19 protein-coding genes, 2 tRNA genes and 1 pseudogene are annotated in these 22,116 nt (G+C 49.5%); 10 read left to right on the top strand and 12 right to left on the bottom strand.

Annotated elements, in window-relative coordinates:
- Entirely contained in the window at positions 1-1,137 is a 1,137-nt protein-coding gene (locus OGY67_RS06265; protein WP_032934445.1) for an MFS transporter, read from the bottom strand.
- A 262-nt stretch (positions 1,138-1,399) separates the two neighbouring features.
- On the opposite strand from OGY67_RS06265, the gene OGY67_RS06270 reads away from it, so the two are divergent.
- Both OGY67_RS06270 and OGY67_RS06275 read left to right on the top strand, forming a co-directional pair.
- Complete coding sequence (locus OGY67_RS06270) at positions 1,400-2,170, top strand: DeoR/GlpR family DNA-binding transcription regulator (protein WP_003832721.1); 771 nt, start codon at positions 1,400-1,402, stop codon at positions 2,168-2,170.
- Between the two features lie 145 nt (positions 2,171-2,315).
- Positions 2,316-2,918 carry a site-specific integrase gene (locus tag OGY67_RS06275; protein WP_137377855.1) on the top strand — a complete coding sequence of 201 codons (603 nt, stop codon included), beginning with the start codon at positions 2,316-2,318 and terminating at the stop codon, positions 2,916-2,918.
- Positions 2,919-3,234: 316 nt separating this feature from the next.
- On the opposite strand, the gene OGY67_RS06280 is transcribed toward OGY67_RS06275, so the two are convergent.
- Positions 3,235-5,112 (bottom strand): ATP-dependent nuclease, encoded by a 1,878-nt coding sequence (locus tag OGY67_RS06280; protein ID WP_249358558.1) that lies wholly within the window; start codon positions 5,110-5,112, stop codon positions 3,235-3,237.
- Positions 5,113-5,271: 159 nt separating this feature from the next.
- A complete protein-coding gene (locus tag OGY67_RS06285) occupies positions 5,272-5,907 on the bottom strand; it encodes a GNAT family N-acetyltransferase (RefSeq protein WP_234692304.1) in 636 nt (211 codons plus the stop codon).
- A gap of 189 nt (positions 5,908-6,096) precedes the next feature.
- Between OGY67_RS06285 and OGY67_RS06290 the strand changes: the two genes are divergently transcribed.
- From OGY67_RS06290 to OGY67_RS06320, 7 genes and pseudogenes are all read left to right on the top strand, one after another.
- Entirely contained in the window at positions 6,097-6,258 is a 162-nt protein-coding gene (locus OGY67_RS06290) for a GNAT family N-acetyltransferase (RefSeq protein ID WP_286573804.1), read from the top strand.
- A 161-nt stretch (positions 6,259-6,419) separates the two neighbouring features.
- Positions 6,420-6,752 (top strand): EmrE family multidrug efflux SMR transporter, encoded by a 333-nt coding sequence (locus tag OGY67_RS06295; protein ID WP_063941528.1) that lies wholly within the window; start codon positions 6,420-6,422, stop codon positions 6,750-6,752.
- Positions 6,753-6,785: 33 nt separating this feature from the next.
- Positions 6,786-7,334, top strand: a pseudogene (locus OGY67_RS06300) (GNAT family N-acetyltransferase).
- A gap of 168 nt (positions 7,335-7,502) precedes the next feature.
- On the top strand, positions 7,503-7,985 hold the full coding sequence (locus tag OGY67_RS06305) for a glutathione peroxidase (RefSeq protein ID WP_213753038.1): 483 nt from the start codon (positions 7,503-7,505) through the stop codon (positions 7,983-7,985).
- A gap of 199 nt (positions 7,986-8,184) precedes the next feature.
- Positions 8,185-8,261: transfer RNA gene (locus OGY67_RS06310), tRNA-Val, on the top strand.
- 4 nt (positions 8,262-8,265) lie between these two features.
- Positions 8,266-8,342: transfer RNA gene (locus tag OGY67_RS06315), tRNA-Val, on the top strand.
- A gap of 186 nt (positions 8,343-8,528) precedes the next feature.
- Entirely contained in the window at positions 8,529-9,251 is a 723-nt protein-coding gene (locus OGY67_RS06320; protein WP_137377851.1) for a substrate-binding domain-containing protein, read from the top strand.
- Here the strand turns inward: OGY67_RS06320 and OGY67_RS06325 are convergent.
- The 6 genes from OGY67_RS06325 to puuE all read right to left on the bottom strand — a co-directional run bounded on the left by OGY67_RS06325 (position 9,238) and on the right by puuE (position 16,819).
- The gene (locus OGY67_RS06325) at positions 9,238-9,990 is read right to left on the bottom strand and encodes an ABC transporter ATP-binding protein (protein WP_213753039.1); all 753 of its coding nucleotides are present in this window, start codon (positions 9,988-9,990) and stop codon (positions 9,238-9,240) included. The two genes, OGY67_RS06320 and OGY67_RS06325, sit on opposite strands and share 14 nt — an antisense overlap.
- Positions 9,987-10,991, bottom strand: a complete 1,005-nt coding sequence (locus OGY67_RS06330) for a FecCD family ABC transporter permease (RefSeq protein ID WP_003832715.1) — start codon at positions 10,989-10,991, stop codon at positions 9,987-9,989. Before OGY67_RS06330 ends, OGY67_RS06325 begins: the two co-directional genes overlap by 4 nt.
- Complete coding sequence (locus OGY67_RS06335; protein ID WP_204557815.1) at positions 10,978-12,033, bottom strand: ABC transporter substrate-binding protein; 1,056 nt, start codon at positions 12,031-12,033, stop codon at positions 10,978-10,980. Before OGY67_RS06335 ends, OGY67_RS06330 begins: the two co-directional genes overlap by 14 nt.
- 157 nt (positions 12,034-12,190) lie before the next feature.
- Positions 12,191-13,201 (bottom strand): ABC transporter substrate-binding protein, encoded by a 1,011-nt coding sequence (locus tag OGY67_RS06340; RefSeq protein ID WP_079933958.1) that lies wholly within the window; start codon positions 13,199-13,201, stop codon positions 12,191-12,193.
- A 9-nt stretch (positions 13,202-13,210) separates the two neighbouring features.
- A complete protein-coding gene (locus OGY67_RS06345) occupies positions 13,211-15,343 on the bottom strand; it encodes a TonB-dependent receptor (protein WP_286573788.1) in 2,133 nt (710 codons plus the stop codon).
- A 213-nt stretch (positions 15,344-15,556) separates the two neighbouring features.
- Entirely contained in the window at positions 15,557-16,819 is a 1,263-nt protein-coding gene (puuE, locus tag OGY67_RS06350) for a 4-aminobutyrate transaminase (RefSeq protein ID WP_003832711.1), read from the bottom strand.
- 106 nt (positions 16,820-16,925) lie between these two features.
- Here puuE and pdxR point away from each other — a divergent pair, with 106 nt between their 5' ends.
- Positions 16,926-18,401: a MocR-like pyridoxine biosynthesis transcription factor PdxR gene (pdxR, locus tag OGY67_RS06355; protein WP_103014630.1), complete on the top strand. Its 1,476-nt coding sequence runs from the start codon at positions 16,926-16,928 to the stop codon at positions 18,399-18,401.
- A gap of 43 nt (positions 18,402-18,444) precedes the next feature.
- Here the strand turns inward: pdxR and OGY67_RS06360 are convergent, their stop codons facing one another.
- From OGY67_RS06360 to OGY67_RS06370, 3 genes are all read right to left on the bottom strand, one after another.
- Positions 18,445-19,653 carry a c-type cytochrome gene (locus tag OGY67_RS06360; RefSeq protein WP_213752885.1) on the bottom strand — a complete coding sequence of 403 codons (1,209 nt, stop codon included), beginning with the start codon at positions 19,651-19,653 and terminating at the stop codon, positions 18,445-18,447.
- A 3-nt stretch (positions 19,654-19,656) separates the two neighbouring features.
- Positions 19,657-21,549 carry an NAD(P)-binding protein gene (locus OGY67_RS06365; protein ID WP_048235463.1) on the bottom strand — a complete coding sequence of 631 codons (1,893 nt, stop codon included), beginning with the start codon at positions 21,547-21,549 and terminating at the stop codon, positions 19,657-19,659.
- 88 nt (positions 21,550-21,637) lie between these two features.
- Positions 21,638-22,111, bottom strand: coding sequence for an ester cyclase (locus tag OGY67_RS06370; protein ID WP_032943249.1), 474 nt, complete (start codon positions 22,109-22,111; stop codon positions 21,638-21,640).
- Positions 22,112-22,116: the final 5 nt, after the last annotated feature.

Consider the following 22,116-nt stretch of genomic DNA (forward strand, 5'->3'; position numbering starts at 1 on the left):
TTAAATCTCCTGGTGCAATTTTAGTGTTTTACTTAATGCCAGACTTAGCATTAATACGAGAATCATGAGTGCCGCTACAAAGATAAAGGCAGCAGGCAAAGAACTTCGGTGGGCAATAAAACCAATCATGGCTGGTCCTGCAAGTACGCCGATATACCCCATCGTAGTCACAGCTGGAACTGCAACTGCCTGCGGCATGCTCTGCTGTTTGCCAATCTGGCTGAACATAACAGGTACAATGTTTGCGCAGCCTGCGCCTATAAAGAAATAGCCGGCAAGGAGTGCGGGAATTGAGCTAACCAGGATAATGAGGCAAAAACCGAAAAAGGCCAGAATTGCACCGTAAATGACGACAGGCAAAGCGCCAAGGCGACTAATGACCGCATCACCGCTAAGTCTTCCCACCGTCATAGCGACAGCAAAGCAAGTGAAACCGAGACCTGCCTGAGAATCCGCAACTTGCCTTACTTCCGACAGATAAACAGCACTCCAGTCAAGTACGGTTCCTTCAGCCAGAAAAACGATAAAGCAGATGACACCTAAGAGCAGGACATCTCCTTTAGGAAAGGAAAATGATGGGCCTTCTGCTGGGCTGGCATAGGTAAGAAGTTGTCTGTAACTGGCTATTAACAACAAGAAGATAATGAGACAGACTGACAATGATGCTGTGTGAATGTTCAGACCAACAGTGAGCAGGCCGGTCATTACGCCAGCTCCCGCAATACCTCCTACGCTATACATCCCATGGAAACCGGACATAAGTGGGATGCTTTCGTTTTTCTCTACCAGTATTGCCTGAATATTCATGGCGCAGTTGGCAAGGCCAATCCCAGTGCCGAACGTGAGTAGAAGAAGGCCAAGTGAAACGGGGTCATTGGCTAATGTTAAAAACGGCATGGATAACAGAATAATCAGTACTGCACAGCCGATAATTTTACGACAGCCGAAGCGAGCTGTGAGAGGCCCTGCAAGGGGCATAGAAATAATAGCGCCCCCTCCTAGGCACAGGAGTAAAACACCCAAAACTGCCTCGTTAGCTCCAGTATTAATTTTTGCAAAAGGGACCATCACAGCCCAGGCTGACGTTGCCAATCCTGCGATGAAGAATATGCATCGTGTTGCAACTTTTTCGTTCATTCTTGTGCTCGCTTTGCGTTCGTTACGAGAGCGGTCTTTCGCATTTTCGCACTGCACCAGCCTGACTCATGGATACACAAATGTTGCTCTGATAATGAGATAAAGGGGCACGGTCGAAACATGCTTTAACCAGCTGAAATTTATGTTGATTTATGAATCCCCTATGCGCCAGGGAGTAATGTAAATCAACGGAGTTGACACAGATAATATGAATGCACGATCATGCACCCTCTTGCTCGTTTAAATGAACTTAGGAGTTAACGTGCTCGATTATGCAGCTTTCCCGGATCAACGACAAGCCCTAATTCGTGAGCTCTTACAAGAAAAAGGACGGGTTGTTTGTGTCGAGCTTTCTGCTCAACTAGGTGTGTCAGAACACACAATTCGCCGTGATTTACATGAGCTTAGTAAGGATGGCGTTTGCAAAAAGGTATACGGTGGGGCTGTGGCCACACTGCCTGAAGTAGGGAATTATGCTGATCGCACAACTACAAAAACAGATGAAAAGAGCATGATCGCGCAAAAGTGCGCGCAACTTATCAAAGCAAATAGCTGTATCTTTATCGATTCAGGCACGACGAATCTTGCTATGGCCATAGCTCTTCCGGAGTCAGTGGCTTTAACTGTGGTGACAAACTCGCCAGAAATAGCTGCCATTCTATTAAGAAAACCGTTATGCGAAGTCATCATGCTGGGTGGAGCGGTTCAACGCTCATCTGGAGGGTGTGTTGGCAGTCCTGCCCTTGAACAAATTAAAGCAATTATCTTCGATCAGGGTTTCATCGGAGGTTGTGCAATGTCGTTAGAATCAGGTCTGACTGGTTTCGATTATGCTGATTGTGAGTTCAAGAAAGCGGTTATCAGACAGTGCAGCGAAGTGATTGTGGGATTAACATCCGACAAGATCCCTGCGGCCGCTCGCTATGTCGTTGCAAGTAGCAGCCAGATAGATGTGCTCGTCATTGAGGGGGGTGTGAGCAAAAAATATGCTGAAGTATTCCAGGAAGCTGATCTTCAGATTTATGAAATTTAGAGTAAGACTGTGCCGCCAGTCCGCATAACCCCCATGTCTGACTGTTTATGCTAACGCCGTTGTGGGGGGGGGAAGTGCAAACGTCTGCTGTTCGCTCATGAGGGACAGCCATACTCAGATCACCCACATTTCAGGAGATTTGAGTATGAACACATCACCGTGGAACAAAGACCGTATCATCGGCCAAAAAAGACCACTTCAGATATCTCATATCTGGGGGATCCGAATCAGGCTTGAACTGGAAGGTAAAACGCGCGATTTGGCTCTGTTCAATATGGCCCTAGATAGTAAGCGTCGAGGCTGTGATCTGGTAAAACTCAAAGTATCTGATGTTGCATATGGTAGCTCTGTTTCAAGCAGAGCTACGGTGCTACAACAGAAAACCGGCAGCCCTGTCCAATTTGAGATAACCAAAGGGACAAGAGAGGCTGTTTCTGCATTGATAAAGCTTGGCAATTTACACAGTAAAGACTACCTGTTCCGATCTCGGGTCGGTACTAACCAACACATATCACCCCGGCAATACAACCGAATTTTTCATGGGTGGGTAGCAAAAATTGGTCTCGAAGATTCGCTTTACAGTACACATTCCATGAGAAGAACAAAACCTTACCTGATCTACAAGAAAACTAAGAATCTTCGTGTGATTCAACTCCTGTTAGGTCATAAGAAATTGGAAAGCACGGTCCGTTATCTGGGCATTGAAGTCGATGATGCGTTAGAGATTTCTGAATCGATTGAAGTCTAAGGTTGTCAGGGCTGCAACAGCAGCCCTGTGCCAGGAGCGGACACTGTTTGTCCTTATCTTGTGTGCATGAAACTAAGAAATCACGAATGAACTATTTCTTAGAATCACTAATAACAAAGGGAAGCATGATTTATATATATAACCTAGAATTTAGAATGCATTAGTTATGCTCTGGATGATAGCAATATTAATTAACCAAGACTACTTTAGTCTTGGTTAAGGACTTTTTATTACTAATTTAAAATTTATTAAATCATCAGCCAATAACATTGGCGATCGATAAAACCTATCTATTTAAGAGTTTAAATCTCGTAATTTATCTATTAATTCCAGGTAGCACTTTTTGCAAAACAGCGATTGGATTTTCAGAAGTTGATATTTCGAAGGGGAAATTTTCACGCTTGAACAACGGTGAGCGGAGATCCACTTCGAGCTTAATTTGTTGCTCATCGGATTTATTCGAAAGTTTGAAAACTGTTGCATCATTCCCAATTGTAGAGCTAGCCAACGCTTCGATCTCTTTGTCGCTACTGTTAAATTTCATACCGAGCATTACTGGTAATAAAATAGCACCAAGTTTCATACGGAGGAGTGTATCTTCATCTACAATCTTATTTGGAGCAGCATATTGTAAGGCAGCATAAATGTCTTTATAACTTGCTTCAAGTTCGTGCTTTTCTCTAACATCGAACCCAGCTGATTCTAATGCTGCACGATCTGGCTTTCCTGCTCCAATATCTGCTGTCTCACGGTAATAATTTTCGATGGCTCCCCGACGTAAAAAATAGCATCCAACCTTTTCTAATGAACTCAAGAGTAAATTATATTTTATGAGAAGTCTTTCAGCACTGGAAGATGTTTCTGTACCAAAACTTCTGGGATTAGTAAGAATACGAGCTAACGTAACTCGACGTTTAGTATCTGCTCCAGATTCTTTACTTGACCAATCAGGGTAATCATCAGCTGCCATATCGATCTCCGCTTTGAAGTCAGCAATGAAACTTGTAATTTCTCCTCTCAAATCTCTGTCAAAATCAGCGAGATTTGTTCGCCCGATTTGATCTGCAATAGCCATAGCTTCTGGTAATCCGCTAAAATAATTAACTAAATCATTCTCATCAGCCAAAGCGTCAAGATCTGCCAGCAAACTTACTTGTTTATTCATTAATCTAAAAAGCTTAGCAGCCTCTATAAATTCGCCCTTTCCAGTAACGGGAAGTATTTGGGCATTACGCGCAAGCATGCGGAGACCAAACTTTCTTGCCAATTGTGTTACAATTATTTCGTCGCTCGGGCCTTCGACCAGTAATACATGCTCAGCAAACATTGCTGTTCGATGGGTAGCGCTAAGGCGTGCTATCAATGCGGTCAGCTTTCTACTTTTCAGAATTTCTGATTTGCTTTCTATCTGAGCTGGAACCCGCTGTGCCGAGTTGAAAAATATTATTTTTGATAATTCTTCAATTCGCCGAAGCGGTAACATGGAAGGTGAATGTGTTGCTATGATAATTAATTTTTTAGTCGGATCACTAGGATCTCCTGCTACCAACTCCATTTCTTCGAGCAAAAATGCTTGATGCTGTGGGTGGAGTGAGATTTCTGGCTCATCGATTATTAATGTACCTATCTCGTCGTTATGAATTGCCGAAAGTAACGCGATAACCTGTAGAATTCCACTTGCTTCGTGATTAGCTGGATAGCCATCACCACTAGTGACGGATGTCATCCTAATAATCATTCCGCTCTGAGACCACTTTAGCTCAACACTTCTGTCAAACAATTGCTGCAAGCGCGCTTCAATCTTTAACTTGAGATCAGGTCTCCGATCTAAGACCATTAAGTCCCCAGTGATACTTTCAAAATTCCACCAGTTATCCATGTAACCTATATTACCAACTGCAGCATTGTTAGTATCGACACCATGAGGAGAATTTGAACTAGACCTATAAGATTCTAATGGGCTACTACGTCCTGCCGAGAGAAAATGTACTTTCCTATTATTAGCGTTTAATAGGTTTTCACTCATTAACTGTGATTTTATTGCACGTAGTGCTCTGGTTTTCCCACTACCATTCGGTCCAACCAATACTGTAATACCAGGGCCGACTTTTATTGTCGCTATTGTACCTAGATTATCGACCAGTGGATATTTAACACTAATAGGCCAAGTAAACTCATCAGATTCATTATTCACAATTATTTCAATCCCTTATGGTATCATTTTGTAAAGTGCGAACTCTGAGAATACTAAAAAAAATTTCATTATCATAATAATTTTTAATAAACGAAAAAAATTTTAAAGCAGATGTCCGCTTCTCGCTCACAGCAGACCTTCTGTCCGCAAAACCTCGAGTTATTTCTCTTTCCTGTAGCTGGAAAGGCGGTGCTCAAGGTTGGTCCGAACCTGCGGCCACTCATCATCAATTATGCTGTACCGTATGGAAGTACGTTTTCGACCATCAGGCATAATTCGTTCATTTCTGATGATGCTTTCCTGGATCGCACCAATACGGAGAATGGCAGCCTGCGAGCGCTCATTCAATACATCAGTCGTAAACTGAACGCGAACACACTTCAGTTGCTCAAAGGCGTACCGCAGCAATAACAGTTTACTCTCGGTATTTGCAGCTGTTTTTTGCCAGCTTTGTGAATACCAGGTGTGACCAATTTCGAGCTTTCGGTTTTCTCTATCAATCTTCCAGAAACGTGTTGATCCAATGACACGTTGATCGGACGAAAGCGTTACAGCAAACGGCATGACTGTGCCTTCGATCTGCCCCTTGAGGGCTTTCTGAATGTACGAATCTGCGGTGTCAGCAGACGGAACCACCGTAAATGGCAGGGACCAGAGTTCCCCATCCGCAGCCGCATCAATCAATAGCTGAGCATCTGTCTCAAGCAGAGGACGGAGCGTGACAAGAGATCCTTGCAATGTAGGCGTCATATTTGTGACCTCACAATTATTTTGTGTCGATTGATTGAGCTGCATAATCCTGTACTGAATGAATTACTATGCCCCGTTTGCATTGAATAATCGACTCATCAAGAGTCGATTATCTGCTCACTGCTCATGATGGTAACTTGTCAACTCCGTGCCAGTAATGGACTTCCCTCTTTTGTTAAACAACGATGTTGAAACGAAACCGTTTCATGATAAATCTATAAATGTAATGAGGCGATTAAAAGAGGGCTGAAACAGTTAACCTTGACCTCAACACCAAACGCACAAACTTTCTACGAAAAGCATGGTTTTATGTTTATCAAGGAAACGACATCCCCATCAAGACTTGCCCAAACAGATCTGCGTTGTATGGATATGTCCATCGCATTATCAGCCTGAGTTTTCTTATGCTCTTGGCAGGAGAACTCACCAACGGAAATCTAATCGCTATGAGTTCAGTACGGCAGCTTCGAGGTCTTGGGCGGATAACTCCTGTGTTCAAACTCACCCACCCCTTTGTGATACGATATTTGCTTTAGATTGTCACATGGGGTCAGATTTTGAATTCATACATTTTCCTTGCCGGGGCCATCGTAGCTGAAGTCATAGGTACAACCCTGATGAAGTTCTCTGACGGATTCACACGCCTATGGCCATCTGTAGCAACTATTGTGTGCTACTGCACAGCCTTTTATCTTCTCTCTCAGACCCTGTCGACTATTCCAACGGGTATTGCGTACGCAATTTGGTCAGGTGCTGGAATCGTATTAATCAGTCTTTTGGGCTGGTTGGTAAGTGGGCAAAAGCTAGATTTTCCGGCGATCGCAGGTATGCTTCTTATTTGTGCTGGGGTTCTGGTTATTAATATTTTTTCAAAATCCTCCCCACATTGATCCTCTTATCTTGATCGAGTAGGAAAAGTGCATATGAAAATACCAATACTCCATACGGAACGCTTGCTGTTAAAACCATTAGAAGCCGAAGATGCCTCGCAGATTCAGGTGCTTTATCCCCGCTGGGAGATAGTTCGCTATATGGTCTCCTCAGTACCCTGGCCCTATCCTGATAACGGCGCGGAGAATTACGTCAATAACGTTGCCCTGCCTGATATGGATAAAGGGATTGCGTGGATCTAGACTATCAGACTCCGTGAGGCCCCTGACGATCTCATAGGTTTAATATGCCTTTATGACGTTGAGGATAATAACCGTGGATTTTGGTTAGCTCCGGAATATCAGGGGCAGGGTTTTATGCGTGAAGCCAGTAATGTCGCTACGGATTACTGGTTTAATACGTTAAATAAGACGGTATTGCGTGCGCCGAAAGCCTCTCTTAATGTCCGTTCCAAACGTATTTCAGACAGTAGCGGCATGCGGCTTATCAAAACGGAAAAGAAAGAGTATGTCAGCGGTTTGCTGGATTCTGAACTTTGGGAAATCACGCGCGACGAATGGAACGATCGTCAGGTTGGTTAAAATAAATTATGGAATGTCCATAACCGAACCGCAGAAAATTTCTATTTTTGCCCTGCACCAATGGCAAGTTTATTAAAACTGCAGTTGCGATCATAATAAATAGATACGCAGCGAAGCCTGTCACTCGCGGGCAACATGAGTAATGCTATCTTATTTGAGGATTCTGGCATGGCCCCCTTTCATCAACTGACTGCCACCAGTTTGCATGGCCAGCCCATCTGTATGGCCGACTACGCTGGCAAACTGGTTCTGGTGGTTAATACCGCCAGCCATTGTGGTTTCACTCCACAATATGCAGGCCTCGAAGCGCTCTACAAGAAGTACGCCGCGCAGGGTCTGGTGGTGCTTGGTTTTCCCTGCAACCAGTTCGGTAACCAGGAGCCCGGTGGAGCCGACGAAATCGCGCAAACCTGTCACATCAACTACGGTGTGAGCTTCCCGATGTTTGAGAAAGTGGAAGTCAACGGTGCCGCTACGCACCCGGTATTTCGTTACCTGAAAGACGAATTACCCGGCGTGCTGGGTGGGCGGATCAAGTGGAATTTTACTAAGTTCCTGATCGGGCGTGACGGCAAGCCGCTTAAGCGATTTGCCCCCTTCACTACCCCAGAGAAAATAGATACCACCATCCTTACATTGCTTAAAGTCTGAGCGCCTCTGTAATTCAAACCGTCCCTGGTATGCCCCAGTTCGCTGTCTGAATAAAAAACACGCTGCAAAATCAACAAAATATAATCAACTTGCTTAATTACTCTGCAATCGCGTGAGATCAGGAAGAAAAATGCTATTTCCCTCTTGCCTCATTCGGTCTGTGCCGCTAATATTCGTCCCCGTTGTCACCTACAACGTTGCGTTCATAGCTCAGTTGGTTAGAGCACCACCTTGACATGGTGGGGGTCGTTGGTTCGAGTCCAATTGAACGCACCATTTTGCGTCCGTAGCTCAGTTGGTTAGAGCACCACCTTGACATGGTGGGGGTCGGTGGTTCGAGTCCACTCGGACGCACCAAATCATATCCCTTTGATTTGGTGCTATTTCACTTCAAAACTATTTTTTTATCTTCAGTTTGTATCCGTCAGTTTTATCATTTCCTTTGATGATTCAATAGCACTGCGCTAAATCATTCTAAATTCCATGCTCAACGCGTATCATTCACCTTCTTCGCATAATGTCATTCGCCAGAGATCGGATACCATGCCCTCTTCCATATTCCTGTTAGCCGCAGGCAGTTTGCGCCCTGCATTTACGCCATTGATAAGCCAGTTCACGCGCATGAGTGGAATAGACGTTAAGGTTGAATATGGTCCGGCCGGTTTATTGCGTGAGCGTATTGAAGCGGGAGAACCGTGTGCGCTCTTTGCCTCGGCCAACCGGGAACATCCGCAAAACCTGTTAGCACGTAATATAGCCGTCTCTACGCACACTTTTTGCTGGAACAAACTGAGCCTGGTCAGCAACCGAACCGGTGTCTGGCTGGATTTACTCCGCGACCCTACGCTGCGACCAGGTACATCAACGCCCGGCAGCGACCCTTCCGGAGACTATACCTGGGCATTTTTCGACAATATGGATGTACTGGAACCAGGACTCGGGCAACAGCTTCGGACGCGCGCAATCCCGCTGGTGGGTGGTCGTGATACGATAAAAATCCCGCAAGGTGAACTGGCGAGCGCCTGGATCCTGCGCCAGGGGCTGGCCGATCTGTTTATCGGTTACGCGCATTACGTACACGCGCTGCGCGCGATGCCCGACGTACATTACGTGGCTATTCCCGATGAGCACAATATTCGCTGCGAATACCAACTGGCGGTGCTTGATGCATCCAATGAAGTCATGGCACTGGTTGAATTCATACTCTCCCGCGGCGGGCAGGAATTTCTTAGCGCCGCAGGATTCTTAACGCTTAACGGCGAATAGAAAACAACGGTGCGATAAACGGCGTCTGGTAGTTCTCCACGCTGAGTTTTCTCAGCGTTAAGCCATAGGCCAGGAATAAATTCTCCTCCGTCACAATGCTGTTCGTGGGCCCTGCCCGCCATTTTCCTTCAGGGAGTAGCAGCAAAGTATGGGAAGCAACCTGTAACGCATGAAGCGGATCGTGAGTCGAAAAGAGAATACTGCATCCCTGTTGATGGGCCAGATCGCTGATGAGCTGCAGCACCACCTGCTGATTGGCGAGATCCAGCGCGGAACACGGTTCATCCAGTAACAGCGTTTGACACTCCGTCACCAGAGCCCGGGCAATCATCACCAACTGTTGCTGCCCGCCAGAAAGTGAGCCAAATGAGCTGGAGGCGAGATGCGCGATATTCAACTGCTCTAACGCCTGCATTGCTCTTTTTTGATCCTGCGGACTGGGTTGCGCAAACAGCTTCACGTGCTGTGCTCGCCCCATCAACACCACGTCGCTGACCGTGTACGGAAACGGCAGATGGCTATGCTGTGCCACAATCCCTATCCCACCGTTATTTTCAATATTCCCGCCTAAAGCAGGCAGCGTGCCGGTTAGCGTATCGAGCAGTGTACTTTTACCCAGGCCATTGCGTCCCAGCACGGCCCAGATCTCACCTTTCTGGCAACAGAACGTTAGCGGCTCAAATAGTGGCGCGCGATACCCATAAGTAAGCTGATGTACACGCAGTGCGGCAGGTATCATGATTTCTCCCGACGGCTGGTACGTATGAGTAAGAAAGCAAACAACGGCGCGCCGAACAATGCGGTAATAATCCCCAACGGTATCTCCGCGTGCATCAGGGTGCGAGCAATATCGTCCACCACAATCATAAATCCGCCCCCCAACCAGAAGGCGCACGGTAGTAAACGACGATGATCAACCCCCACCAGCAAACGCGCCAGATGCGGAATCACTAATCCAACCCAGGCAATACTGCCGCTGACCGCCACCTGAGCCGCGACCAAAAATGCGCAGCACACCAAAACGCTGCGTCGCAGAGGAACCACCGCCACACCCAGTGCTCTGGCATCTTTGTCATTGAGCGACAACAGGTTTATCCGCCAGCGTAGCTGGTACAAAACCGTCGCGGCGATACCGACCGGGACCGCCAACAGCAGCACTTTATGCCAGTTGGCCGTCGCGAAGCTGCCCAGTAGCCAGAACACAATATTAGGTAACGTCTCTTCGGTATCAGCCTGATACTGGATCAGGCTCACCAGCGCGGCAAAAAAACCGCTCAAAATGATACCCGACAGGATCAATACCAGCGTATTCTCCAGCCCCTGTAACGCAGCAATAGCATACACCAGGATCAACGCTGTCAGACCAAAGAAAAACGTTGATCCCATCATCAGCCAGGGCGAAAGTCCGAGCAGGATGGCCAGTGTTCCACCAAAGGCCGCCCCCGACGTCACGCCGATAATATGCGGGTCGACCAGAGGGTTATGAAATACCCCTTGCAGCGTCGCGCCGCATAACCCAAGCGCGCCCCCCGCCAGCAGTGCCATCAGAATACGCGGTAGCCTGACCGTCCAGATAACCTGGCTGCCTATTCCCTCAGCGTCGCTATAGTGCGTCAGGTGGTAAAACACCTCGCTTAACGACAGCGGATACTGTCCGAGGCATAGCGAACTGACGCCCAGCAACAGGACCACAACGATTAAGAGCGGTTGCTGGGGCAAAATACGGTTACTTAGCTGCATCAGACTGCCAGTTCACACGATAAAAACGTTGATAGTAGTCCTTGGCCTGCGCATCAACGTCCACGTTTTTATAGGCATCCGGATACAGTTTTTTGGCCATCCAAAGTTCACCGATCGCCAACGCTTCCGGCATCGGATAGCCCCAGGCTTTGGCATATTCAGGCATCAACCAGACGCGATGATTTTTCACCGCATCAATCCCCTGCCAGTTCGGATCGTTTTGGATCTCAGTTACCACCTGCGGATAGCGATCCTGGACAAAAATCACCTGCGGGTTCCACGCTAATACCTGCTCCAGCGCAACCTGACGGGCACCTTTCACACTGGCAGCCGCCACATTTAATCCCCCCGCGTGCTGCATCATCAGTCCCGTGTACTTCCCGGAGCCGTAAGTCATCAGATCGGGGTTAGCCATATAAATACGGACTTTTTGTGCATCCGGGATTTTTGCAACCGGCGCATTGAATTTTGCCCGCGCGGTAAAAACGTAGTCGATTAACGTTTCGGCCTGCGGTTTGCGCCCAACCACGTCAGCGATCAGGCGAATACCCTGCTTCAACCCTTCGTTGTAGACCTGCTCTTCATCGGCCATGGTCGGGTTCATTTTATTCTGTTGCCCGGTGGCATCCTTGCGTAATGAGATAGCCACGACCGGAATACCGGCGTTCTGAATCTGCTGGATCATTTCCGCGGGCGCATAGTTGGCGACAAAAACCACCTGCGGATGAATCGCCAACAAGCTTTCGATGTTCACGCTGGTGAGATCGCCTGGCGTCGGCAATGTAGTAATCGTCGGCATAAAGCGCGCAAATTCAGGCCCGAGCTGCTTTTTCCAGCTCGACATCACACCAACAATGTCCTGCTGGGCATTGAGCTGGACCAGAATATTCAACGTCTGATGTTGCAGCACGACCACTTTGTCCACGTGGTCAGGAATCGTGACCTGTCGACCAAGCTGATCGGTGATCGTTCGGTCGGCCTGAGCAGAAAACGCAAACAACATGCTGGCGCAAACCAGCACAAAAGAGCGGAAAGTTAACATGGGATACCATCTGAATAGAGGAGTAAAAACGATATGCATTAAATTATATAACGAGAGTCCTGGCAAACCATTTTCATCATGAGCGCACCAAACCCCACATTTCAGAGGGGTAAAAATGGCGTGCAATCCTTATCACGCCTGTCTTTATACGTGAGCGCTACTCCTGTGGGGGTAACGCGTTTAAAACTCGCATCGCCTGCTCCTGAGTGAGCGAATAATCGAAGAACTGGCGATAAAAATCTCGCGTTACGCTGACCATATCCAGGCCGCTAAACAATGCCGGATGCAGTTTCGATGCAGCCCACTGTAGCTGCAACGCGCTTTCAGTGCCGTAGCGATCCCAGGGGAACACGCCCGCCGGATTGCGCCAGACGTTACCCTGTTTCACTGCGTTAAGTTCTTTGAACAATGCTGCGTATGGCGAACTGGCGATATCACCACACCCCGCACCGAGAATAATGACCTGCGGTTGCCAGTAGAGCACCCTCTCGGGCGACACCTCTTTCATGTTGCCGTCAACTTCACCTGCCGCATTCCGTCCACCCGCCAGCGTAATCCAGGTATCGATCAACGTGTTCCTGCCGTCGACTTTAAGCGGATTTAGCGATTGAATATGAAGTACCCGAGGGCGCTGATTTTCCGCCAGCTCCGCAGTTTTAGCCTGCACATCCGCGAGTACACGGTTGAGATACTGATTGTAAGCCGTTGCACGGACGCGAGCCTGCTCGGTACCCAGAACCTCTGCGGTCGTAGTGACCGATTTTTCCATCGAAGCATAGTCAGTAAATGCCATTTCAAGGGCCGGAATACCCGCCTGACTGTAGCTTTGAGCATCCCCTTTTCCTTTTGCCACAAACACGACGTCGACGTGCCGGGCCAGCAAATCCTCGCTATTAAATGATGTTCCTCGTATCTGTAAGGCTTGTCTCAGAGAAGGATTGATTTTGAACATCCATGGCTGGTTTTCCTCATGGTTGACCGTCGCAACAATGTTACGACCAGCACCCAGCGTCATCAGCACCGAATGATGGGCAAACCAGCCATCCGCGATACGTTCAACATGCGCGGGAACGGTAACTGTGTGACCAGCATCATCCACAACCTGGCGTGTTGCCAGGGCAGGAAACGCCAGCCACACACAAAGCAGCCATGTGTGGCACGTTTTCATAAGCAACCCCTAAAAATCAACCTGAACAGAAAACTGAGCCTGGCGCGGTGCACCAAGTTGAGCGCTGGCAGCCCCTGCGCCCGTGTAACCAGTCAATGCGCCCGGAACGATATTGGTCCAATAGTGACGGTCGGTGAGATTGGTGATATCAAACCGGAAAGTGGTTGGTGTGTTCCACAGTCTGGTGGCATAACGCGTACCGATGTCCACCGTGGTGTAACTCCCGACCCAGCTGTCGTTGGCATTATCGGTAGCCCGACGTCCGACGTAATGCACGTTCGTGTCGATATCCAGTCCCGGAACCCGTTCGATGGTGTAGATTGCGAGGATATTCGAGGCGAAGCGCGGCAAACCAACAACTTGCTTACCATCCGCATTGCTGGCCGCGGTATTATGAAGCGTTGGATCAAGCCAGGCTCCGCCGCCTAACACGCGCAAATTACGGGTGATATGCCCATCAGCCATCAGTTCCAGCCCACGGTTTTTCTGCGTACCATCCTGAGCAAAATCGCCATTGTCGTTGGTATAGGCAAAGGGGCGTTTGGCTTCAAAAAGCGCAGCGGTAAGCAGCAGATCTTTTACTGGCGCATATTTTGCGCCCACCTCCAGTTGATGGCTACGGTAGGGATCTAACACCTGCCCGGCATTGCGCGCCCCGGCGGGCGCGGTATCGCCCTGCTGCAAACTGTCCGCCCAGGTGGTATACAGTGTGACGTTCTCCACCGGTTTATACATCAGGCTGGTAGAACCGCTCATGCCATTGTCCTGCTGATGGCTGCTTTCATGTCCAGCTTTGTTGTAGTTACTGACGGTAAACAGGTTCTCACTGCCGGAAAGCAGCAAACTCCACTGCGGGGAAAAATGCAGCGTATCGCTGAGCAAAAATGCATGTTGAGTGGTGGTCGCTGAATGATAGCGATCGTTAAAATCTGGATACGGTGGTCGTGGATAGTCGGGATGTTGATCGAGGGAAGAATGCCCCAGAGTGAAAGTGCCGCCGTTTCTTGGATTATAGTTTTTCCACACAAATCCACGCATTCCGGTAGCAATATCCTGGGTCAGCCAGCCGGTATCAATGCTACCGGTCAGGTTCGCTAAATAACTGTTGATGGTAAACCGACTGGCCGCCGAATTAGAGGTTGTAGTGGTGTAATCGCCCCGGTTATCCGTCAGGGTGTTGGTCACGGCCGTCGACTCGCGGTCTGCAACCTGGTGCAGCGCCCCCAGGTCCAGCATCCAGTTGCCGTCAAAATCATGCTTAATATGCATATCGACGGTAGTCGTTTCGTCATCATGATCCGCATAAGATTGACCATATTTACTGTCCGTAGGATCAAATGCCGCGGGAAAGTGAACGCCTTTCGCCAGGGCAAAGCTACCCGGCATGCCTTTTTCGTAATAATGGTAATAGCTGAAATTACTCTCCAGCACCGTTTGATCTGTCAGTTGAAAGTCCAGCCCCAAGCCAGCGTACTGTCGACGGACATGGCTATCGGTGGTGTAGCTATGGCCCTCATCGTTCAGCAAGTTGAGGCGATATTTCACCCGGTCTCCCGCATCGATTGGGCCGCTGAAATCCATCGATGCCAACGTTCCCGACCCTGTACCTTGCCCTACTGTGACACGATGCAACGGTGTATCGACAGGTCGTTTAGACACCAAATTAAACATCCCTGCTGGATTAGCAGGGCCATACAGCGATCCAGCGATGCCGCTCAACACCTCAATGTTCTGGAACTGTTCGGTCGAATATTCCGTCGTGGAGACGGCGTTCAGGCCATCAATCATATGGTTTTGTACCACGCTCCCCTGCATGCCGCGGGTTTGTGGGCGGACGCCGTCACCCTGAACGGACGGTAGGTAGCGATAGGCGTCTTTCACATCTTTGATTTGTTGCTGATCCAGCACTTTTTTCGACAACGTCTGCACCGACCAGGGAACGTCTATCAACTCTCGCTCGCCGAGGCTACCTAACGTGACTTTTTTTTCGCTCGCCGGAGGTTCATGTTCCGATAACGAGGATTGTGACGTGGCTGGCGCCGAAACGATGACGGTATCTTCAGCATGAGCCGTGACGGCGGTGGAAAAACAGGCAAAGGTTAACAACCCAGAGGCCACTGGGGTAAATTTGTTATTTAACATTCGTTAATTCAATTCGTTAGATAGAAAGACTGGAGGCCGCTAACGCAAGCGCCTTCTCTTGAAGAGTACAGTTATTATATTTGTATGATGAATAGAATAGATCCAATCGATATATATGTAAATATATAACGGCATGTGGTTGGTAAATCCACGGCAACAAAAAAGCCGACGGTGATGACGACCGTCGGCTTTGGGTAAATGACAACTAACGAATTACTTGGTTGCTGCTTTGATAATATCGAGCGCTTTGGCGAACTGATCCTGCGGAATTGTCAGCGGGTAAAGGAAACGAATAACGTTGCCATACTGACCGCAGGTCAGCAGCAGTAATCCTTGCTCAAGGGCTTTCTTCTGCACGCGTTGTGCGGCAGCAGCGTTGGGTTCTCCTGTCGCTGCATCACAGAATTCAGCAGCAATCATAGAGCCTAAACCTCGCACTTCGGCCAGTTCAGGACACCCTGCTTGCGCGTCTGTCAGAGCGGCGCGCAGCTGTTCGCCGAGAGCCGCCGCACGCTGGCATAGCTGCTCATCACGAATGATATCCAGCACCGCATGGGCCGCTGCGATCGACAGCGGGTTTCCGGCGTAGGTTCCCCCCAGACCACCCGGCGCAGGCGCATCCATAATTTCGGCTTTGCCCACGACGCCTGACAGCGGCATGCCGCCCGCAAGGCTTTTCGCCATGGTCATCAGGTCCGCTTTATCGGCGTAATGATCCATCGCAAACAGCTGACCCGTACGGGCAAACCCGCTTTGTACTTCATCAGCGATCATCACGATGCCATGCTCGTCGCAAATACGGCGGATGGCAGCCACAAATTCTGGCGGTGCCACCACGAAGCCTCCTTCGCCCTGGACGGGTTCGAAAATAATCGCCGCAACCTGGGTTGGATCGATATCGGCTTTAAACAGACGCTCAATCGCTTTTAGGGAATCCGCCGTGGAAATACCCTGCAATTCAGAAGGATACGGCGCATGGTAAACAGAGCCAGGGAACGGGCCGAAACCTTTTTTATAGGGTGCCACCTTGCCGGTTAACGCCATCGTCATGTAAGTACGCCCATGAAAACCACCGCCAAATGCGATAACGCCAGGACGGCCGGTATGCGCGCGCGCAATTTTCACCGCGTTTTCTACCGCTTCAGCCCCGGTAGTGAAGAATGTGGTTTTACGCTTGCCGTCGATTGGCGCAACGGCGTTGATTTTCTCAGCTAAAGACACATAGCTTTCGTACGGGACAATCTGATAAGCCGTATGGGTAAAAGCCTGAAGTTGCGCTTCGACTGCCTGCACCAGGCGAGGATGGCGGTGTCCGGTGTTCAGCACGGCGATCCCGGCGGCAAAATCGATGTACTGATTGCCTTCGATATCGGTAATCGTGCTGTTTTCTGCCGACTGGGCATAAAAATCACACATCACACCCACGCCACGCGGGGTGGCATCCAGACGACGTTGTTGCAGGTTTTTATTGTTCATTCTCTACACCTTGTCCATTAATACATTTCGGTTGAATTACCCTTTAAATTTAGACGCCGTCTGGTACTTTAATCGAGAGCCAAATCGTTTTATTTTAAGGATCCAAATGCGTTCACTTGCCGGAGATGTGATCAAGCATGCATTTAATCAGCAGACTGACGAAAAACTACATCGCCGCCTGTATGCCGCCATTTGTAGTTGCATCCTCGAAGGTAGCCTGAAACCGGCTACCCGAATGCCTCCGTCGCGTGACCTGGCAGGAGAGCTGACGCTATCGCGCAATACCGTCCTGCGGGTGTACGAACAGTTGCAAGCTGAAGGGTATATTTCCGCGCGCACCAGCAGCGGCACATTTGTGACCGACAGCGTGCTGGACAATCTCGACCTGCGTCCTGACAAAGAGCCTGTTGCTGCCGCTCTGGAAGATCACACCCGCTTATCCGCCCGCTGCCTTGAGCTGCTGGGTCATGCCAGCGCCAGTCCCCGTCAGTGGGGGGCATTTATTCCAGGCGTACCTGATGTAGAGCATTTCCCGCACCGGGTGCTCAAGAAAATTCAGGACAGGCTGGCAAGACGACTGCGCCCGGAGTATCTCACTTACGATGCCACAGGCGGCGTGAATGAGCTAAAAGAAGCACTGGCAGACTATCTGCGCACCGCTCGCGGCGTACGGTGCTCACCGGAGCAAATTCTGATTACTGAAGGTATTCACCAGGCCCTGGATCTGGTGACCCGGACTTTATGCAACCCTGGCGATCACGCCTGGATTGAAGAACCGGGCTACTGGGGAATCAAAAATATTCTGCGCATCAATGCCGTTAATTTTTCGGCTATCCCGGTTGATGAACAAGGCATGGTCCCGCCGGATGCCGGCGAAACACCACCAAAACTTATTTTTGTGACACCGTCACATCAATACCCACTCGGTTCGGTAATGAGTCTGAGCCGCCGCCGGCAACTTCTCTTTCGCGCACGTGAAACGCGAAGCTGGATAGTGGAAGATGATTACGACAGTGAGTTCCGCTTTTCCGGCCAGCCGATTCCCTCTTTGCAGGGGCTGGAAGAAGAGACACCGGTCATTTACATCGGGACATTCAGTAAGACACTCTATCCCGCACTACGACTCGGGTATGTCGTGCTACCTAAATCGTTAGCCGCTCCGCTGAAAAAGGTTCATAACGACCTCTATCGTGGTGGGCATCTGTTGATTCAGGCCGCACTGGCGGAGTTTATTCGCGAGGGTTATTACGCGGCACACATTCGGAAAATGCGTCAGCTATACAGTCGTCGTCGCCAGATGCTGGTAGAGCTTATCAGCCGCCAACTTGGTGAACATTTTCTTGGTTCCTTCAGCAGCAACGCCGGGCTGCATATGATCTTACAGTTACCCGCCGGGAGCGATGACACGGTCATTGCCCAACAGGCGAATGCGCAAGGGTTGTTGGTGCGCCCGCTGTCACGCTATTACGTAAATGAAGGGAAACGCAGCGGCCTGCTGCTGGGGTTTGCCAGTATTGAAGAGCATGAAATGACGGCGGCGTTTACCCGACTCGTGGATATTATCAGGGTAAACACCGTGTAAGCACTGCCGGATGAAGGTGCAAGCACCTTATCCGGCATACTGTTTAATGTGACGCTTTTTTAACGCCAGCCAGGTCTTCCTGGCTTACTTCGCTATTCCCTTCACCCCAACTTTTACGCACGTAGTTAATCACGTCGCGCATTTCGTTGTCGCTTAACAAGCCACCGTAGGCAGGCATCTTAAAGGAGACGCTGCCACGCGTTGTCGGTGTTTCTGCGCCGTGGGCAATCACTCTGAACAGCGGTGTCGGGTCATCAACCATCACCAGTGGATTGTTAACTAAAGAAGGCGCGTTATCATCCGTACCTTTCCCTTCCAGACCGTGACAAGTTGAACAGTAGCGGTTATAGGTCACTCTGCCCGCCTCAGGTGAATTCGACCAGGATGCTGTAGTCGCCGCAGCACGTACCGTTTCAGGCTTCGCACTTTTCAGGCTCAACAGATATTGGGCGATCGCCGTGGCATCTTCGTCGGTCAGATACTGTGTACTCTGCGTGACGACTTCAGCCATCGAACCTGAAACCGCGGCATGCTTGCTTTTACCGGTCAGCAACAGCGATTTTAACTCCTGCTCAGACATACCGGTGCCGCGCAGCGACGGTGCATACCAGCCGTCAATCATCGCGCCGCTCAGGTATTCGGCATCAGCATTAGTATACGCTTTTTCGTTCATCGCCATGCCTCTCGGGGTATGGCATGAACCGCAGTGTCCGGGGCCTTCCACCAGATAAGCACCCCGTTTTACCAGGGCAGCATTATCATCCGTTTTCGCGCCCTCTACAGCCGTCACTGGCGCGTCGGTAAACAGCCAGTTCCAGATATGCAGCGGCCAGCGGGCGGAGAGTAGCCACGGAATGGCATTCTCTTTATTGGGCTGTGCTGACGGCGTGACGTCATGCATAAAATAGCTATACAGCGCCTTAACATCCTCGTCAGAAAGTTTCGCATAGGAGGGATAAGGCATAGCCGGATAGAGCGGATGACCATCTTTGGCGATCCCCTGCCGTACGGCCTTTTCAAAATCCTCGTAAGAATAATTTCCAATACCCTGCGTTTTGTCCGGGGTAATGTTGGTCGAATAAATATCCCCCACCGGAGTAGGAAACTTTTTGCCCCCCGCCATCGCCGCACCACCTTCAGCTGTGTGACAGGCGACGCAGTCTGAAATTCGCGCGATGTATTCACCGTTAGATTCAGCAGCGGAAACCGAAGCGGTAAATAAACAGGCGGCGAGAATGGTTACATTACGCATAGATCACCCCATATCCTTGAGTTCATTAACCGCACGCCATGCCTGATCGATTGCCGTGTGGGCATAAGCACTCCAGTCAGAATCGGAGTTAGCGATGGCAATGCGACCGACTGGCTTACGCGCCCGTTCGATAATTTCTGGCATCTTATCCATATCATCGAACAGCGAGTTGGCGTAGTACGCATAGCCATGCGCCCAGCGGTTAACCGTAATGGCGGCAATATCGCGTTGATTATCAAATCCGGTTGAGCCGAACATCTCCTGCAACTGGGAGCGAATCATCTCCTCATGCGCGGCAAAAGTGGTCCCCAGCAAATAGGCTCGTCCCAGACGGAACTGCTCTCTGGCCGACAAGTTACTGCCCGGATAAGTCGGCACATAGACCATATGAATGACCATCGGATCGTCCGGGGAGGCCGGATGTTGATACCCACCAATACTGACCGGGTAGTCGAGCTTAACCCTGCTATAAGGTGCCGCCGGAGAATAAAACTCATGTACGCCAAGCTGTTTGAACGCCTGCCAGTTTTTGACCACCACGTTGGTGTACACCAGCGGTGCCTTCACGTTCAGTTTAAGATCCGCCTGCTGCTGTTCCGGCATCTCAGGCACCAGATACGGGATCATCATGTTATAGCCTGCCATGATGGTGTTCTTACCGCGCACACGGTGCATTTTACCGTCACGCAGATAGGTCACCGCCACGCCATCCTGCACGTTGGCCGCATTAATCACCGTGCTGTTCAGGCGCAGGCGCGTGGTGTTTTCCGGCAGATCCAGCTTTTCGTAATGTAGTCTGGCGAGGACAGAGTCTTCCATCGTGTTGCCCGGTAGCGCATCCGGCAGCATATATCTGACTAACAGGCGGGCTAACCCGGCGTTACCGTCCGGGAAGTGGTAAACATACGGCTCTTCGAGGTCGGCCAGTGACTCACCGTCCAACGGCGGTAACCCCATCCCTTCCATGCCGGGTAAGGCGCACGCACGGGCATCGCTACAGGAAATACCTTCAATACCAATAGCAAAGAAGTCGTTGGAACGCTGCTGGAAATAGAGCAGCGCCATTTTGCTCAAACCAACTTTTGTTGCCAAAAATTCACTGTAGCTGTGGGTATCCAGCCATTCCATTTTCTCATCGACCGTCATCCCCGGCAGGTAATCACCGGGCCGGACGTGCAGGTCGATCAGCGCTTTTCTGTCGTTCTCACTTAGCGGAAAATCATTGATAAAGTCTTCAATTTTACGCCCATTGAGCCTGTCCGGCGGAATATCATCAGATACCGCGCGGCCCGGATCGCCGCTGACGATTTTTGTTTCGCCAAAATTCTTCTTATCGAAGAAAACGCCGCGACTGAGCTGCCAGTCGGGGTAGAAGTTTACGTCAAAACTCTCTTTTAACCGCGTGACGCTGACGCCCACAGTTTCCATCAACTTTTGTACTTCAGGGCTGAAATTATGCGCAGGTGACTGGAATGCTTCGCTGCCACCATAACCGAGTAATTTCTTACCCGAGCTGGTAAATTCATTACGTTTGGCATGTCCACCAAAGTCGTCATGGTTATCGAGGATCAGGATCCGGCTATTTTGCCCGGCAACTTGACGCCAAAAACAACCGGCAGCTAACCCGCTAATCCCGCCACCCACAATCACCAGATCGTACTCTTCCTCAACGGGCAGAGCGTTTAAATCAAAATGTTTATGCTCGCGACCTAGCGCATGCGCCATTTCAAACGATCCAGGATGATTACCCCGCAGCCCCGTCAGCGCAGGAGGATAATAATTTCCATCTATAAATGCGTTTCCCTTTCCTGCCGCCCTGACCCACTCCAGCGGGGTAAGTCCCGCCGCAATAGTCACCGCGACGCCGTTGAGAAAATCACGTCTGGTAATTGCCATTAACTTTTTTCCTTATTGCTACACACTGCCTTTAATACGACACAAATAAGAGAGATACCCCTTCTTATTTATAAAGGGGTACAACCGACTACTTCACTGGCTTTAACTCTTCATCCAGTTTTTTAGAATCATAATAATCACCCTGCCAGGTGATTTTTCCTGCTTTAACATGAATATAGCTGACGCCTTCAAATTTGATCGGATTATTTGTCGGCGGACTCCCTGCCCATTCACCACTATTTTTGCCTGAAAATTCCCAACGAAAGGCCACGGTATCTTCGTCGTAGACGGGTTTTCCAACCATTTTCCAGCTAAGATCTGGAACCGCCTTAATAAAAGCGCCGATAACCTCTTTTTCTGCTTTTTCCCTGCCGTTTATCGGTTCTCCTGCGGCGGCATCATAATAGACCGCATCATCAGCAAGAAATTGAGCGGCTCGCGAAGCATCATGCGCATTCCACGCCGCCATATACTCTTTTACGGTATTCAGCGATGTACTTTCTGCCAGGCTATAGCCCGAGAACATCACTAATGAAAGCACCGCGATTTTTAATGTTTTCATCGTAA

The sequence above is a fragment of the Citrobacter sp. Cpo015 genome (genome assembly GCF_030333035.1).
GTDB classification, from domain to species: Bacteria; Pseudomonadota; Gammaproteobacteria; order Enterobacterales; family Enterobacteriaceae; genus Citrobacter; species Citrobacter portucalensis.